Origin of the sequence: Mesorhizobium sp. M7A.F.Ca.US.008.03.1.1, from assembly GCF_003997495.1 — a bacterium.
Taxonomy (GTDB): Bacteria; Pseudomonadota; Alphaproteobacteria; order Rhizobiales; family Rhizobiaceae; genus Mesorhizobium.
This window is the reverse complement of the sequence record NZ_RZRU01000012.1, coordinates 1-14427: the sequence shown is the minus strand read 5'-3', so window position 1 is coordinate 14427 and position 14427 is coordinate 1. Positions and strand designations below refer to the sequence as shown.

Below are 14427 nucleotides of genomic sequence, written 5' to 3'. Positions count from 1 at the left end.
TTCGAGCCGCCGCGCCATGACTGCGGCATGGCGAGCGACGACAACATCTTCATATCAGGCGATGCGGTGATCCATCCGGGCGACCTGCACGAGGATTTCATCCGCTCGTCCGGTCCCGGCGGCCAGAACGTCAACAAGGTGGCGACGGCGGTGCAGCTGCGCTTCGACGCGGCCAACGCAACGGGTCTTTCGGAGCGCGTGCGCGAGCGGACGATCAAACTTGCCGGCCAGCGCGCCACCAAGGACGGTGTGATCGTCATCGAGGCGGGCCGCTTCCGCACCCAGGAACAGAACCGGGCGGACGCCCGGGCACGGCTGACGGCACTGGTCGCCAAGGCCGCCGAACCGCCGCCGCCGCCGCGCAAGAAGACGCGGCCGTCGAAAGGCGCCGTGGAGCGGCGGCTGAAGAGCAAGGCCGGGCGCGGCACGATCAAGAAATTGCGCGGCCGGGTCGAGAACGACTAGGCACCGCGAAGCTGCAACGCGCGGGTGGCTTCCAATTCTGGGTTGCAGATGGCAAGCTGCGATCACCACCACAGCAATGGAGACCAGCGATGGGCATGTTCGATTTCGTCAAGAGCGTCGGCAAGAAACTGGGCATCGGCGGTGACGACGAAGCCGCACCCACAGCCGACACACTCAAGAAGGAACTCGATTCGCACAAGCTGGGCACCGATGGTGTCGAGGTCGTCGTCAAGGGCGATACGGCGGTGCTGAAGGGTGTGGTCAAGGACCAGTCGATCTTCGAGAAGGCGGTCATCGCCGTCGGCAACACGCTCGGCGTCTCCAAGGTGCAGGCGGACGAATTGCAGGTCGCGCCAGCACCTGGCACGGCCGCCGCCCCCGCCAAGGAGCCCACCTTTTACACCGTGAAGAAGGGCGACAATCTCTGGAAGATCGCCGAGAAAAGCTACGGCAAGGGCCAAGGCGTCAAGAACACGGTCATATTCGAGGCCAACAAGCCGATGCTGACCCATCCCGACAAGATCTATCCGGGCCAGGTGCTGCGCATCCCCGACCTCGCCTGATCGGCGGCTGCCAATTCGACAAGAGCGGCGGCTTTCGGGTCGCCGTTTTCATTTGATCGTGACATTTTACGGTTCCGAACCATCCAGGAGGTGACCTAACTCGTGCTCGTTTTGCCCAAAGGCGTCCGCCACATGCCGGCCTACCTGTCACGCAGCGTGCAGGAAGCGCTGGTCGAGGAGGTGAGAAGCATCGTCCAGCAGGCGCCGCTGTACGTGCCGGCCATGCCGCGCACCGGCAAGGAGATGAGCGTGCGCATGACCAATTGCGGCCCGCTCGGCTGGGTCACCGACAAGGAGCATGGCTATCGCTACCAGCCGACGCACCCGGTGACCGGCTCGCCATGGCCGCCAATCCCGGAGGCGCTGCTTGAGCTGTGGCGGCAGGTATCCGCCTATCCGCACCCGCCGGAAGCCTGCCTCATCAATTTCTACACCGCGGATGCGAAGATGGGCCTGCATCAGGACCGCGACGAAACCGATTTTTCGGCGCCGGTCGTCTCCGTCTCACTCGGCGACGATTGCCTGTTCAGGGTCGGCCAGACGACACGCGAGGGCGGCACAAAATCGTTCAGGCTGCAAAGCGGTGACGTCGTGGTACTCGGCGGCGAGGGGCGGCTGTGCTTTCACGGCGTCGACCGGATTTACCCGTCGACCTCGGCACTGCTGAAAAACGGTGGGCGGATCAATCTGACATTGCGACGGGTGACGAAGCCGGCCGTCACAGCTTCCTGAGCGCCACTTCCTCGATCAGGTGATCGGCGCCCTTGCGCAGGATCAAGTCGGCGCGGGCTCGTGTCGGCAGGATATTCTCGCGCAGATTCTTCAAATTGATGTTGGTCCACAGGCCTTCCGCGATGGCGCGCGCCGAACCCTCCGACAGCTGCGAGTAGCGGTGAAAGAAGGAGTCCGGGTTGCGGAAAGCGGTCTCACGCAGCCGCATGAAGCGGGAAATGTACCAGTTGTGGATCAGCTTCTCGTCGGCATCGATGTAGATGGCGAAGTCGAAGAAGTCGGACAGGAAAGGCACGATCTTGCCGTCCTGCGGCAGCTTGCCGGGCTGCAGGACATTGATGCCTTCGAAGATCAATATGTCGGGCCGGTCGATGGTGACGAACTCGCCGGGAATGACGTCATAGGTCAGGTGCGAATAGACCGGCGCGCGGACATCGGGCAGCGCCGACTTGATGCCCGACAGGAAGCGCAGCAGCGCACCGACATCGTAACTGTCGGGAAAACCCTTGCGTTCCATCAGGTTCTCGCGCCGCAGGACCTCGTTGGGCAGCAGGAAGCCGTCGGTGGTGATGAGATCGACCTTGGGGCTCGACGGCCAGCGCGCCAACAGCTCCTTCAGCACGCGTGCGGTGGTCGATTTGCCGACCGCGACGGAACCGGCAATGCCGATGATGAAAGGCGTCTTGACGATGTCGACCGCGTTGAAGAAGGCCTGGCGTTGCCGAAACAGCAGCTGGCTCGCTTCGACATGCGCGGACAAGAGCCGCGACAGCGACAGATAGATACGCGTGACCTCTTCGAGATCGACCGGATCGTTGAGCGAGCGCAGGCGGCGGAATTCGTCCGCGCTCAGCGTCAGCGGCGTGTCGGCGCGGAATTGCGACCATTGATCGGCGGAGAAGAAACGAAAGGGGGAATATTTCTCGGTTGGCGCGAGCTGATCCATCGAGATACCTGCCCTCCTCGCGATCAGCCCTTGGGCCGTGACGCCTTCTCGGCGATGCCCGAACGCCCGGTGCGGCCTTCGAGTTCCCTAACCACGTCGCTCAGCGGAACCCCGGAGAGGCCGAGAACGACGAGCCAATGATATATAAGATCCGCACTTTCCGAAACGAGGGCCTGTTTGTCGCCCTTGACGGCGGCAATCACTGTCTCGACCGCCTCTTCGCCGAGCTTCTGCGCGGCCTTGTCGATGCCGCGCGCAAACAGTTTTGCTGTCCACGAGTCCGGATCACCGGAGTGGGCGCGTTCCCTGATGGTTTCTTCAAGATCTGACAGCGAAAACTCAGCCATGGCGTCATCTATCTGCTTGTTTAAGCATGATCTTTCCGGAAACCGCTTCCCACTTTTCGGGATCATGCTTTAGGGCCGATTGTTCACAGAGTCCAGCCGCATCGGCAGCCCCGCGGCGGCCATATGCGCCTTGGCCTGCGCTATCGTGTAGGTGCCGAAATGGAAGATGGACGCCGCCAGCACCGCGCCGGCATGGCCGTCGCGAATGCCTTCGACCATGTGATCGAGCGTGCCGACGCCGCCGGAAGCGATGACCGGCGCGCGCACCGCGTCTGATATCGCGCGGGTCAGCGCGATATCGTAGCCGGCCTTGGTGCCGTCACGATCCATCGAGGTCAGCAGTATCTCGCCGGCGCCGCGATCGACCATTTGGCGCGCGAATTCGACCGCGTCGATGCCGGTCTTCTCGCGCCCGCCATGGGTGAAGATCTCCCAGCGATCGGCCTCACTGGTGCCCGACACTTTCTTGGCGTCGATGGCGACGACGATGCACTGGTTGCCGAACTTGTCGGCGGCCTCAGTGACGAAATCCGGGTTCTTCACCGCGGCCGTGTTGATCGACACCTTGTCGGCGCCGGCCAGCAGCAGCTTCCTGATGTCGGCGACCCGGCGCACGCCGCCACCAACGGTCAGCGGCATGAAACATTGTTCGGCGGTGCGGGCGATGACGTCGAAGATGGTCTCGCGATTGTCCGACGAAGCCGTGATGTCGAGGAAGCAGAGTTCGTCGGCGCCGGCCGCGTCATAGGCCTTGGCCGCCTCGACCGGATCGCCGGCGTCGACGAGATCGACGAAGTTGACGCCCTTGACGACACGGCCGTTCTTGACGTCGAGACAGGGGATGACACGGGCTTTCAGCATCAGCGGCCCTCTATCGTGGCAATGAGATCGTTGAGCAACTGGCCGACCAGTGGCGGAATATCGGCCTGGGCGTCGAAGGCCGGATCGTAGGCGGAAACGGTGATGCCGACGACCGGCACCGCAAGCGCCATCGCACAAGCCGCGTCGCGCAACTGTTCCGGGCTTGGCCCGCCTGATGTGACGTAGCGGTTGGCCTGCAACTCCCGGGGATCGTGCACGTCCATGTCGAGATGCATGTGCACGCGTTTGGCGCCGGCGGCCTTCAGTCTTTCGGTCGCCTGGGCCACTCCGGGACATTCCGTCCGGATGATCGGCAATGTCTCGAGGACTTGCTTTTCCGCCGGGTCTAGATCGCGGGCGTTGACGAGCACGCAGCGTGACGGATCGATCGGCTTGAAGCCGGGAATGGCCGACGCCATCGGCCGCCAGCACAGGCCAAGCACCGTCGCCAGCGCCATGCCGTCGAGAAAGCCATAGATGGATGTCTCGGGCGTGTTGAGATCGCCATGCTGGTCGGCCCAGATGATCGCATCGGCGGCTTCGCCGGCGACAGCACCGGCTGATGTCAGGCAGTTTCCGGCAAGGACGATGGGAAACCGGCCAGCGCCAAGGGCAAGGCGAACCTCGACCGCAACCGCGTTGCAGACGGCAAAGCCGGTGGCAATCTCGCGCTCCTGGATGTCTCCTACCTTGCCGATGTCTTCCACCGTAACGTCGTGGCCGGCCATGGTCAGGGCGTCGACGAGGCCGCCCGATATCAGCGCGTCCGGACCCTGGCCCATGCCGCCATGGTAGTGGCCGCTGTCGTAGGAGGCCAGGATGATGGAGATTTTCACGGTCGCGTCTCCGCCGTCGCCCTGCCTTGCAGGATCGCCAGGGCCTCGGCCGGATCGATGCGGCCGTCATAGAGCGCGCGGCCAGAGATGGCGCCTTCGAGCTTTTGCGCATCGGGCATGGTCATGCGCACGATGTCGGCGATCGAGGCGAGCCCGCCCGACGCGATGACCGGGATCGACACGGCATCTGCGAGGTCGATGGTGGCGTCCCAATTGATGCCTGTCAAAACGCCGTCGCGGTCGATGTCGGTGTAGATGATGGCGGCGACGCCGGCGCCCTCGAATTTCCTTGCCAGTTCGATGACGCCGAGGCTCGACGCCTCGGCCCACCCCTCAACGGCGACCTTGCCGCCCTTGGCGTCGATGCCGACGGCCACCTTGCCCGGAAACGCCTTGCAGGCCTGTTTGACCAGATCGGGGTCACGCACCGCCACCGTGCCGAGGATGACGCGGGCCAACCCGCGATCGAGCCAGTCCTCGATCTGCGCCAGCGTGCGGATGCCGCCGCCGAGCTGAACCGGGCTCTTCGTCGCCTTGAGGATGGCGCCGACCGCCGCGCTGTTGACGCTCTGGCCCTGGAAGGCGCCGTTGAGGTCGACGACATGCAGCCATTCGAAGCCCTGCTGCTCGAAGGCCTTGGCCTGCGCCGCCGGGTCGTCATTGTAGATGGTGGCGGTGGCCATGTCGCCGTGCCTGAGGCGCACGCACTGGCCATCCTTGAGGTCGATGGCGGGGAAAAGGATCATCCGTTCAGGCGCCTTCCACAATGGCGAAATGCGACGTCGAATAGAGGCGTCGGAACTTCAGCGCCGCCTGGTATTCGGGCGAATGGAAGCAGGCGAGTGCGACCGCGTAGCTCTCGAACTCGATGATGACATGGCGATTGCCCGACGACCCTTCCGGGCTCGAAGACTGACCGCCGCGGGTCAGGAATTTTGCGCCATATTTGTCGAAAGCCGCTTTGTTGGCGGCAATGTATAGCGGGTAGTTTTCCGGATCGGTCACCTCGACCATCGCCATCCAGTAGCCCTTCTTGCTCATGGGTTTCAGGGCCTCCAGCGCAGGAAATTGGTGATCAGCGCCAGGCCGAGCGCCTGGCTCTTTTCCGGGTGGAACTGCGTGCCGACGAGATTGTCGCGAGCGACGGCCGCCGTCACCGGGCCGCCATAATCGGCGACCGCCAGAACCTCTTCCGCCTTGCCCGCATCGAGATGGTAGGAATGGACGAAATAGGCGTGCAGCCCGCTTGCGCCGGTCGGAATGCCGGCAAACAGCGGATGCTGGCGCTTGAGCTCGATCGTGTTCCAGCCGATCTGCGGAATCTTCAGCGCCGGATCCGCCGGCGTGATCTCCTTGACGTCGCCCGATATCCAGCCGAAGCCGTTGGCAATTGTCTTTTCGAGGCCGCGCTCAGACATCAGCTGCATGCCGACGCAGATGCCGAGGAACGGCCTGCCCTTGTCGATAGCCACCTCCTCGACGGCTTCCCACATGCCTTCGACGGCCTGCAGGCCGGCCGCGCAGTCGGCATAGGCGCCGACACCGGGCAGCACGATGCGGTCGGCCGTGCGCACCCGTTCGGCATCCGATGTCAGGTCGATGTCCGCTGACATACCGGCTTCACGCGCGGCGCGCTCGAAAGCCTTGGTGGCCGAGCGCAGATTGCCCGAGCCGTAGTCGATGATCGCAACCCGCATGTCAGCTTCTTCCCGGAATGTGGGGCAGCCCCAGCGCCATGCCGGGCTGCGCTGGCCGCGCGAGGGCAGCATCGGGGATCATGCGCGGCGCCGGCACAACCTCATCGGCAAGCGCTTCCACCTCCAGCGCATATCGTGTGTCGGCATCGTCGAGCCAACCGGCTTCGACCGCGCCCCATTCGTGCCAGCCGCGCCGGCGAAGTGCCGCGATGCGCAGGCCTTGCCCTTCCAGTCCGACATAGAGCGAAACCAGCAACGACAGCAACGACCCGGCCAGACCAAGGCCGAGCTTCTGGCCCAGCATCGAAAGCAGACCCATGACGACGAAGGCAAGCGCTGCCTCGATCCACAGCCGATGCCAGGCGAACCATAGCGGCGGCACCAGGAGACCCAGCCAGGTGAAGCCATCGCGGACAAAGGCCGTGGCATCGGCCTTTTCGCTGCGGCCTGGCGGTTCCATCACGACATAGGTGGCCATTGCCTTATCCCTTCAACGATCCCTTGGTGGAGGGAACCGCATCCGGCTGGCGCGGATCGCGTTCGAGAGCCGCACGCAGCGCGCGCGCCACCGCCTTGAAGCAAGTCTCGGCGATGTGATGGTTGTTGGCGCCGTAGTGGTTGGCGACATGCAGCGTGATGCCGGCATTCTGTGCCAGCGCCTGGAAGAATTCGCGCACCAGCTCGGTGTCGAAGGTGCCGATCTTCGGCGACGAGAAGGAAACGTTCCAGACCAGGAAGGGACGGCCGGACACGTCGATCGCGGCGCGCGTCAGCGTCTCGTCCATGGCAAGGTCGATCGAGGCATAACGCATGATGCCGCGCCGCTCGCCCAGTGCCTTGGCCAGCGCCTGGCCAAGCGCGATGCCGGTGTCCTCGACCGTGTGGTGATCGTCGATGTGCAGGTCGCCCTTGGCCCTGACCGTCATGTCGATCAGGGAATGGCGCGAGAGCTGGTCCAGCATATGGTCGAAGAAGCCGACCCCCGTGGCGATATCCGACTTGCCGGAGCCGTCGACATGGACCGACACGGAGATCTCGGTTTCCTTGGTCTTGCGGCTTGCTTCGGCGGAACGGGGCGGCATCACTCTATCCTTGTCCCAGAGGTCCACATCGTGACCGGCTCAGAGGCTTCAAGCGCTCGCAGGCTTGAAAACGAAAGCCTTCTAGCAGCATGATCCGGCGATTGCCAGTTGCCTCCGACAGCGGTATCGGCCTTGCCAGAGAGCGATTTGCAATCACCGGCCCCATGCATACATATGGCCGATCAAAGTTACTCGTACCGCGCCAATCGCCTTATCGGGATGGCGCTGCTCGGAGCCAGGAAATGTCCAATGAACTGACCATGCACGCCACGACCATCGTGACGGTGCGCAAGGGCAACAAGGTGGTGATCGCCGGCGACGGCCAGGTCAGCCTTGGCCAGACCATCATGAAGGGCAACGCCAAGAAGGTGCGCCGCATCGGCAAGGGCGGCAATGTGATCGCCGGCTTCGCCGGCGCCACCGCCGACGCCTTCACGCTGCTGGAGCGGCTCGAAGCCAAGCTCGAACAATATCCCGACCAGTTGACGCGCGCCTGCGTCGAGCTCGCCAAGGACTGGCGCACCGATCGCTATCTGCGCCGGCTGGAAGCGATGATGCTGGTGGCCGACAAGTCGGTCTCGCTGGCGCTGACCGGCACCGGCGACGTGCTCGAACCCGAATTCGGCGTCATGGCCATCGGTTCGGGCGGCAATTACGCGCTGGCGGCGGCACGGGCGCTGATGGACAGCGACAAGGATGCCGAGGAGATCGCCCGCAAGGCGATGCAGATCGCGTCCGACATCTGCGTCTACACCAACAACAGTTTCGTCATCGAAACGCTCGATGCCGCCTGAAGAGGTGGTGACCTATGATTTTCGGCCGGTGACCGAGAAAGACCTGCCGATGATCGCCGGCTGGCTCGCCGAGCCGCATGTTGCAGAGTGGTGGGACGATCCGGAGACGGAAATCGCCGGCATTCGCGAGCACATCGACAGCATTTCCGTCGAGCCGCTGATCGTCGAGCTCGGCGGCAAGCCGATCGCCTATCTGCAGAGCTACGACCCGCATCTGGAAGACGACCATCCCTATGCCGACCAACCGTTCGGCACGCTCGGCATCGACGTGTCGATCGGCGTGCCGGAGCTGGTCGGGCGCGGCCATGGCTCGGCAATCGTGCGCCAGTTCGTCGAACAACTGTTCGAGGAAGGCGTGCCGCGCGTCATCATCGATCCGGATCCGGGCAATGCTCGGGCCATCCGCGCCTACGAAAAGGCCGGCTTTGTTGCCTTTGACACCCGAACATCGGAGTACGGCCCGGCCTTGATGATGGCGCGCGACGCGACGCAGGAGCCCAATTGATCAGCGCCGAAACCCTCGATAAGGCAATCGCGAAAGGTTTGATCTCGCAGACCCTGCGCGATCAGTTGGAGGCCATGGAACGTGCGGTCGCTCTCGCCCCCGAGGCCAGGCGCCCCGATGACGAGGATGACGAGGAAAACCTGCGGCTGGTGGGCGGCGGCAACGATCTCTTTGTCACAGTGGGAACCGTTCTGCTCAGCGCCGGCTTCTTCTTTGTGCTCACCACCTTGCTTCCAGGCCAGACATTCTGGATCGCCGGCATCCTCGCGGTTTTCGCCTGGGGGCTCGCCGAAATCGTCACGCGTCAGCACCGGATGAAATTATCGTCGTCCGTGCTTGCCCTGATTTTCATGGCCGCCATTCTGGCCGCTCTGGCGCTGCAGGTGGAGGCCAGCTTCGGCATACGCAAGCCGGAGACTATCTGGCAGCTATTGGCGTTGCGCCAGACGGCGTCCCGGGCCGGATATCTGTTCCTGGGCGGAGCAATAATTGCGGCGGCGATCTATTTCTGGCGCTTTCGCGTCCCCATCATTGCCGGGGTTATCGCCATCGCCTTCACACTGCTTGCCTTCCTGCAAACGGCGATAATCCTGTATGACAGGGTGACAACGGGCGCGATTGCGCCGCCGCGCCTCGAGGATGTCCCCGAATTGCTTCGCGCGGCACTTTACATGCCGCTGATCTGCGGCCTGATCGTGTTCGCGACGGGTGTGGCTTTTGACATCTACGATAGGGATCGACGCAAGATCTGGTCCGATTGCGCCTTCTGGCTGCATGTCGTCTCGGCGCCCATGCTGGTGCATCCGCTCTTTATCATGGCAACCGGCCAGAACGTCGTATTCGGACATATCGCGCCGGATGCCAATGCAACCATCATGCTGACGATTCTGATCCTTGGCTTCCTCTATGTCGCGCTTGCCATAGACCGCCGTTCGCTTCTGGTTCCTACATTGGCTTACTTCGGCTCGCTGGGCATCTATTATCTGGTGAATTCCGCCTCCGATTCGACGGGTATCCCGCCTTTTGCCTTGATCCTGGTCGTTGTTGGCGCGCTGATTATTCTGTTCGGGGCTGGCTGGCAGCGTATCCGGCGGATTGTGGTCAAACCCACCCTGCCGGCTGCCGTGATCCGCCGGCTACCGCCGCTGAAGGCGTGACAAGGCTTTGTGATGATCGACACGGCGACGCGAAACGAGGGGGAATGAACCGATGACGACACCGGCCACGGAGAACAGCTATTCGGCCTATGAAGACAGCTGGCGGATGGGGCTTCTGCTCGTCCTCGCCCTGATCATCTTCCAGGCCGGGGCGCTCTACGGCATGGGACGAACGCCGATCTGCACCTGCGGCTACGTCAAGCTCTGGCATGGCGTGGTGAACAGTTCGGAAAATTCCCAGCATATTTCGGACTGGTACACGTTCTCGCACATCATCCACGGCTTCCTGTTCTATGCGCTGGCGCGGTTCCTGTTCCCGCGTTCGCCGATCGGACTGAGGCTGGCATTCGCCGTTCTCATCGAGGGCAGCTGGGAGTTGCTGGAAAACAGTCCGTTCATCATCGAGCGCTACCGCGCCGGCACCATCTCGCTCGACTATTACGGCGACAGCATCATCAATTCGGTGTCCGACACACTGGCCATGGTGCTGGGATTTGTGATGGCGCGAAGGCTACCTATATGGGTGATCGTCAGCCTCGCCATCATCTTCGAACTCGGTACCGGCTATCTCATCCGGGACAATCTGACACTCAACGTGATCATGCTGCTGCATCCGTTCGAGGCCATCAAGCAGTGGCAAAGTGGAATTTAGTGATATGAGCACATTTTCTCCCCGCGAAATCGTTTCGGAACTCGACCGCTTCATCATCGGCCAGAAGGACGCCAAGCGCGCCGTGGCCATCGCCTTGCGCAACCGCTGGCGCCGCCAGCAGCTGGAAGGCCAGATGCGCGAAGAGGTGATGCCGAAGAACATCCTGATGATCGGGCCGACCGGCGTCGGCAAGACCGAGATTTCGCGCCGCCTGGCACGTCTCGCCGGCGCGCCTTTCGTCAAGGTCGAGGCGACCAAGTTCACCGAGGTCGGCTATGTCGGCCGCGATGTCGAACAGATCATCCGCGATCTGGTCGAGATCGCCATCGGCCTCGTGCGCGAGAAGATGCGCGAGGACGTCAAGGCGCGCGCCCACGTCAACGCCGAGGAACGCGTGCTGGAAGCGCTGGTCGGCAAGACGGCGAGCCCGGCCACCCGCGATAGTTTCCGCAAGAAGCTGCGCGACGGCGAACTCGACGACAAGGAGATCGAGGTCGAGGTCGCCGACACCGGCGCTGGCGGCATGCCCGGTTTCGATATCCCCGGCATGCCGGGCGCCAATATCGGCGTGCTGAACATCAACGACATGCTGTCGAAGGCGATGGGCGGCAAGAAGACCAAGATGCGCAAGACGACGGTGAAGGAATCCTACGACCTGCTGGTCAATGACGAGTCCGACAAGCTGCTCGACCAGGACGAGGTGGTACGCCGGGCGCTGGATGCGACGGAGAATGACGGCATCGTCTTCCTCGACGAGATCGACAAGATCGCGTCGCGTGAAGGCGGCATGGGCGCCGGCGTTTCCCGCGAAGGCGTGCAGCGCGACCTGCTGCCGCTGATCGAAGGCACCACGGTGGCGACCAAATACGGACCGCTGAAGACCGACCACATCCTGTTCATCGCCTCCGGCGCCTTTCACGTCTCGAAGCCGTCAGACCTGTTGCCGGAATTGCAGGGCCGCCTGCCGATCCGCGTCGAACTGCGGGCGCTGGAGAAGGACGATTTCGTCCGCATCCTGACCGAGACAGAGGCCAGCTTGATCAAGCAGTATATCGCGCTGATGAAGACCGAAGGCGTCGACCTGACCTTCACCGACGACGCCATCGATTCGCTGGCAGGCATCGCCGTCGACCTCAACGCCAGCGTCGAGAATATCGGCGCAAGGCGGCTGCAGACGGTGATGGAACGGGTGCTGGACGAAATCTCCTACGACGCCCCCGACCGCAACGGAACGAGCGTCACCATAGACGCCGCCTATGTGGAAAAGCATGTCGGCGATCTGTCCAGGAATACCGACCTGTCGCGGTTCATCCTTTGAACGACGGCGCCGGAACGTTCCGGCGCCGGTCCAGGCAACATCTTCAGGCAAGCAAAATCATGTGTGGCCAGATGGTACCATCTGGCCACCTTTCGTAGTGCCGGGTGAAGGGGCGCTCTCGACTCGACCAAGAGCTTTACCTAGTTTGCGCGGCAATTCTCGATCTCTTGGTTTGACGCAATTCCGGAAAATCGTTTCACACTTTTCCTGGAATTGCTTGGGCGGCGGGTGCATGAAAAAACTTATCCTGGTCATTCTCGGCTTGACGCTGGCGGCGACGCTGTTCGCCGCCGAGGCAGCGACATTGGTGCCGCCGGGAAATCGCAATGCCGTGCAGCCCGACATTCCGGGCGCCTCCAGCCGGCGCACGCAGGCGACCAACACCAGCTTCCAGGCGAAGTATCGCAAGGTCTACGCCCTGCTGCAGAACGACGCCGATCTGCGCGGCAAGATCAAGAAGGCAGCCGCCACCTACGGCATCGATCCCTTGCACATCGTCGGCGCCATCGTCGGCGAGCACACCTACAATGTCGATGCCTATGACCGGCTGCAGACCTACTACGTCAAGGCGATCTCCTATCTCTCCAGCAAGCTGTCCTTCGCCTATGACGGCGAGGACATCACCGATTTCGTGCAGCGGCCGGAATTCAAGAAATGCGCTGGGATGTCCGACAGCTATGATCTGTGGGAATGCCGCGAGCAGGTGTGGAACCGTTCGTTTCGCGGCAAGAGCGTCGGCGGGACGAGCTTTCCCGACGACCGTTTCGGCGCCACCTTCTTCCAGCCCTATTATGCCGGCCAGACCTTTGGCCTCGGCCAGCTCAATCCGCTGACCGCCCTGCAGATGAGCGATCTCGTACACAAGGTTTCCGGCCTGCCGAAGCTCGACGTCGGCGATCCCAATTCGGTCTACAAGACCATCATGGATCCCGATTTGACGCTGCCTTACGTCGCCGCGACGATCAGGAAATCGATCGATGCCTACAAAAGCATTGCCGGCTTCGACATTTCGGGCAATCCGGGAGTCACGGCCACCCTCTACAATGTCGGCAATCCAGAGCAGCGCGCCTATGCCTTGAAGGTGGAGAACGACAGGCGCCGCGCCGCCGGCGAGCCAGAAAAGCTGCCGGAAGAGAATTACTATGGCTGGCTGGTGAATGACAAATTGGCGGAGCTGAAGGCGCTGTTTTAGGCGCAGGGGCCTTCACCTCCCCCTTGTGGGGAGGTCGGACCGAAGGTCCGGGTGGGGGTCGGTGCCGCACCCCCACCCCGCTGCTTCGCAGCGACCCTCCCCACAAGGGGGAGGGTAGGCTCAAGCCAGCAGCGACTTCAGCTTCACATCCTGCGACCCCAACGCTTCCCGTGACGGCTTCGCGCGCTTGCCGATCAGCATTTCGGCCAGCCTGATGTCGCGGGCGACCGCATTGCCGGGGCCGATGCCGCTGGCCGCCACCAGCCTGCCGTCTTGCGCCAAATGGAAGAGGATGAAAGCGCCGTCGCCGAGGTCGCGGCGCACAGTGCTGCTGCCTTCGTCGGAGAGCCCGGCGATCTGCAGGGACAGACCATATTGATCCGACCAGAACCACGGCACAGCCGCATGCGCCTCGCCGGCACCGAGCATGTTCCTGGCCGCCAGCGCGCCCTGTTCCTGGGCGTTGCGCCAGGCTTCCAGCCGTACGCGGCGGCCGCCATAGACGGCGAGCGGAAACGAGCAGCAATCGCCGGCGGCAAAGATGTCGGGATCGCTGCTGCGCAGCTCGGCATCGACAGCAATGCCGTTGTCGATCGCCAGGCCGGCTTCCCCCGCAAGCCCGGTCACCGGCACGGCGCCGATGCCGATGATCGCGAGGTCGGCGATGATTTCCCGGCCGCCGGCAAGTGTGGTGCGCACCTGTTTGCCGTCGTCGGCGATGGACGCGATGCCATCCCCGCACAGGATATCGACGCCCTCGGCGACATGCGCATCATGGATGATTTCTGCGATCTCCGCCGGCACGCCGCGCATCAGGATGCGCGGCTGCGCCTCGATGACCGTGACCGCGGCACCAAGTTTGCGCGCCGCGGCGGCGAGTTCGAGGCCGATGAAGCCGCCGCCGATGATGGCGATACGGTTGCCGGCAGTCAGATGCGCGCGAATGGCGAGCGCATCGGCAAAGGTGCGGAGATAGACGCAGCGCGGACCCAACCCCGGCATCGGCAATTTGCGCGGCGTCGAACCGGTTGCCAGCAGGAGCTTGTCGTAGGGCAGGACCGATCCGTCCGACAGGCGCACCGCATGCGCCGCGCGATCGATCGCCACGGCCTGGACGGAATGGACATGCTGGATCGATTTCTCGGCCAGAATTGCGTCGCTGGCGATCGCCTTGATCTCGGGCGCATCGCTGGCCATCGCCTCCTTGGACAGAGGCGGGCGCTCATAAGGCAGATGCGGCTCGTCGCCGACCAGCGTCACCGGCCCCTGATAATCGAGGT

General features: G+C 63.2%; 19 protein-coding genes. 9 read left to right on the top strand and 10 right to left on the bottom strand.

Annotation, left to right across the window (positions count from 1 at the left end; translation table 11 throughout):
- The first annotated feature begins 27 nt into the window (after window positions 1–27).
- The 3 genes from arfB (at window position 28) to EOA16_RS17790 (ending at window position 1760) form a co-directional block, all read left to right on the top strand.
- The gene (gene arfB / locus EOA16_RS17800) at window positions 28–465 is read left to right on the top strand and encodes an alternative ribosome rescue aminoacyl-tRNA hydrolase ArfB (protein ID WP_024501995.1); all 438 of its coding nucleotides are present in this window, start codon (window positions 28–30) and stop codon (window positions 463–465) included.
- Window positions 466–554: 89 nt separating this feature from the next.
- Entirely contained in the window at window positions 555–1028 is a 474-nt protein-coding gene (gene lysM / locus EOA16_RS17795; protein WP_127259450.1) for a peptidoglycan-binding protein LysM, read from the top strand.
- Window positions 1029–1130: 102 nt separating this feature from the next.
- Window positions 1131–1760 (top strand): alpha-ketoglutarate-dependent dioxygenase AlkB, encoded by a 630-nt coding sequence (locus EOA16_RS17790; protein ID WP_127259449.1) that lies wholly within the window; start codon window positions 1131–1133, stop codon window positions 1758–1760.
- Here the strand turns inward: EOA16_RS17790 and coaA are convergent.
- From coaA to hisB, 9 genes are all read right to left on the bottom strand, one after another.
- Window positions 1747–2706, bottom strand: coding sequence for a type I pantothenate kinase (coaA, locus tag EOA16_RS17785; RefSeq protein WP_127259448.1), 960 nt, complete (start codon window positions 2704–2706; stop codon window positions 1747–1749). The genes EOA16_RS17790 and coaA overlap by 14 nt on opposite strands.
- Before the next feature lie 23 nt (window positions 2707–2729).
- Window positions 2730–3053, bottom strand: a complete 324-nt coding sequence (locus EOA16_RS17780; protein ID WP_127259447.1) for a phosphoribosyl-ATP diphosphatase — start codon at window positions 3051–3053, stop codon at window positions 2730–2732.
- Window positions 3054–3122: 69 nt separating this feature from the next.
- On the bottom strand, window positions 3123–3917 hold the full coding sequence (gene hisF / locus EOA16_RS17775) for an imidazole glycerol phosphate synthase subunit HisF (RefSeq protein ID WP_164754315.1): 795 nt from the start codon (window positions 3915–3917) through the stop codon (window positions 3123–3125).
- The gene (locus tag EOA16_RS17770; protein ID WP_127259445.1) at window positions 3914–4750 is read right to left on the bottom strand and encodes an arginase family protein; all 837 of its coding nucleotides are present in this window, start codon (window positions 4748–4750) and stop codon (window positions 3914–3916) included. The genes hisF and EOA16_RS17770 overlap by 4 nt, the downstream gene beginning before the upstream one ends.
- Window positions 4747–5496, bottom strand: a complete 750-nt coding sequence (hisA, locus tag EOA16_RS17765) for a 1-(5-phosphoribosyl)-5-[(5-phosphoribosylamino)methylideneamino]imidazole-4-carboxamide isomerase (protein ID WP_127259444.1) — start codon at window positions 5494–5496, stop codon at window positions 4747–4749. Before hisA ends, EOA16_RS17770 begins: the two co-directional genes overlap by 4 nt.
- Window positions 5497–5500: 4 nt before the next feature.
- A complete protein-coding gene (locus tag EOA16_RS17760; RefSeq protein WP_013528347.1) occupies window positions 5501–5791 on the bottom strand; it encodes a DUF1330 domain-containing protein in 291 nt (96 codons plus the stop codon).
- 5 nt (window positions 5792–5796) lie between these two features.
- Window positions 5797–6447 (bottom strand): imidazole glycerol phosphate synthase subunit HisH, encoded by a 651-nt coding sequence (gene hisH, locus EOA16_RS17755; RefSeq protein WP_127259443.1) that lies wholly within the window; start codon window positions 6445–6447, stop codon window positions 5797–5799.
- A gap of 1 nt (window position 6448) precedes the next feature.
- Entirely contained in the window at window positions 6449–6925 is a 477-nt protein-coding gene (locus EOA16_RS17750; RefSeq protein ID WP_127259442.1) for a DUF2628 domain-containing protein, read from the bottom strand.
- 4 nt (window positions 6926–6929) lie between these two features.
- On the bottom strand, window positions 6930–7529 hold the full coding sequence (hisB, locus tag EOA16_RS17745) for an imidazoleglycerol-phosphate dehydratase HisB (protein WP_127259441.1): 600 nt from the start codon (window positions 7527–7529) through the stop codon (window positions 6930–6932).
- Window positions 7530–7771: 242 nt separating this feature from the next.
- Between hisB and hslV the strand changes: the two genes are divergently transcribed.
- From hslV to EOA16_RS17715, 6 genes are all read left to right on the top strand, one after another.
- Window positions 7772–8323 (top strand): ATP-dependent protease subunit HslV, encoded by a 552-nt coding sequence (gene hslV, locus EOA16_RS17740; RefSeq protein ID WP_127259440.1) that lies wholly within the window; start codon window positions 7772–7774, stop codon window positions 8321–8323.
- The gene (locus EOA16_RS17735) at window positions 8313–8828 is read left to right on the top strand and encodes a GNAT family N-acetyltransferase (RefSeq protein WP_127259439.1); all 516 of its coding nucleotides are present in this window, start codon (window positions 8313–8315) and stop codon (window positions 8826–8828) included. The genes hslV and EOA16_RS17735 overlap by 11 nt, the downstream gene beginning before the upstream one ends.
- Complete coding sequence (locus EOA16_RS17730) at window positions 8825–9985, top strand: hypothetical protein (protein ID WP_164754305.1); 1161 nt, start codon at window positions 8825–8827, stop codon at window positions 9983–9985. The genes EOA16_RS17735 and EOA16_RS17730 overlap by 4 nt, the downstream gene beginning before the upstream one ends.
- A gap of 106 nt (window positions 9986–10091) precedes the next feature.
- Window positions 10092–10637 (top strand): DUF2585 domain-containing protein, encoded by a 546-nt coding sequence (locus tag EOA16_RS17725; RefSeq protein WP_245455973.1) that lies wholly within the window; start codon window positions 10092–10094, stop codon window positions 10635–10637.
- A 4-nt stretch (window positions 10638–10641) separates the two neighbouring features.
- A complete protein-coding gene (gene hslU, locus EOA16_RS17720) occupies window positions 10642–11955 on the top strand; it encodes an ATP-dependent protease ATPase subunit HslU (RefSeq protein ID WP_127259437.1) in 1314 nt (437 codons plus the stop codon).
- Window positions 11956–12187: 232 nt separating this feature from the next.
- Window positions 12188–13147 carry a DUF1402 family protein gene (locus tag EOA16_RS17715; RefSeq protein WP_127259436.1) on the top strand — a complete coding sequence of 320 codons (960 nt, stop codon included), beginning with the start codon at window positions 12188–12190 and terminating at the stop codon, window positions 13145–13147.
- Between the two features lie 120 nt (window positions 13148–13267).
- Here the strand turns inward: EOA16_RS17715 and EOA16_RS17710 are convergent.
- Window positions 13268–14427, bottom strand: a 1160-nt coding sequence (locus EOA16_RS17710) for an FAD-dependent oxidoreductase (protein WP_127259435.1), incomplete at its 5' end; no start/stop codon positions are given.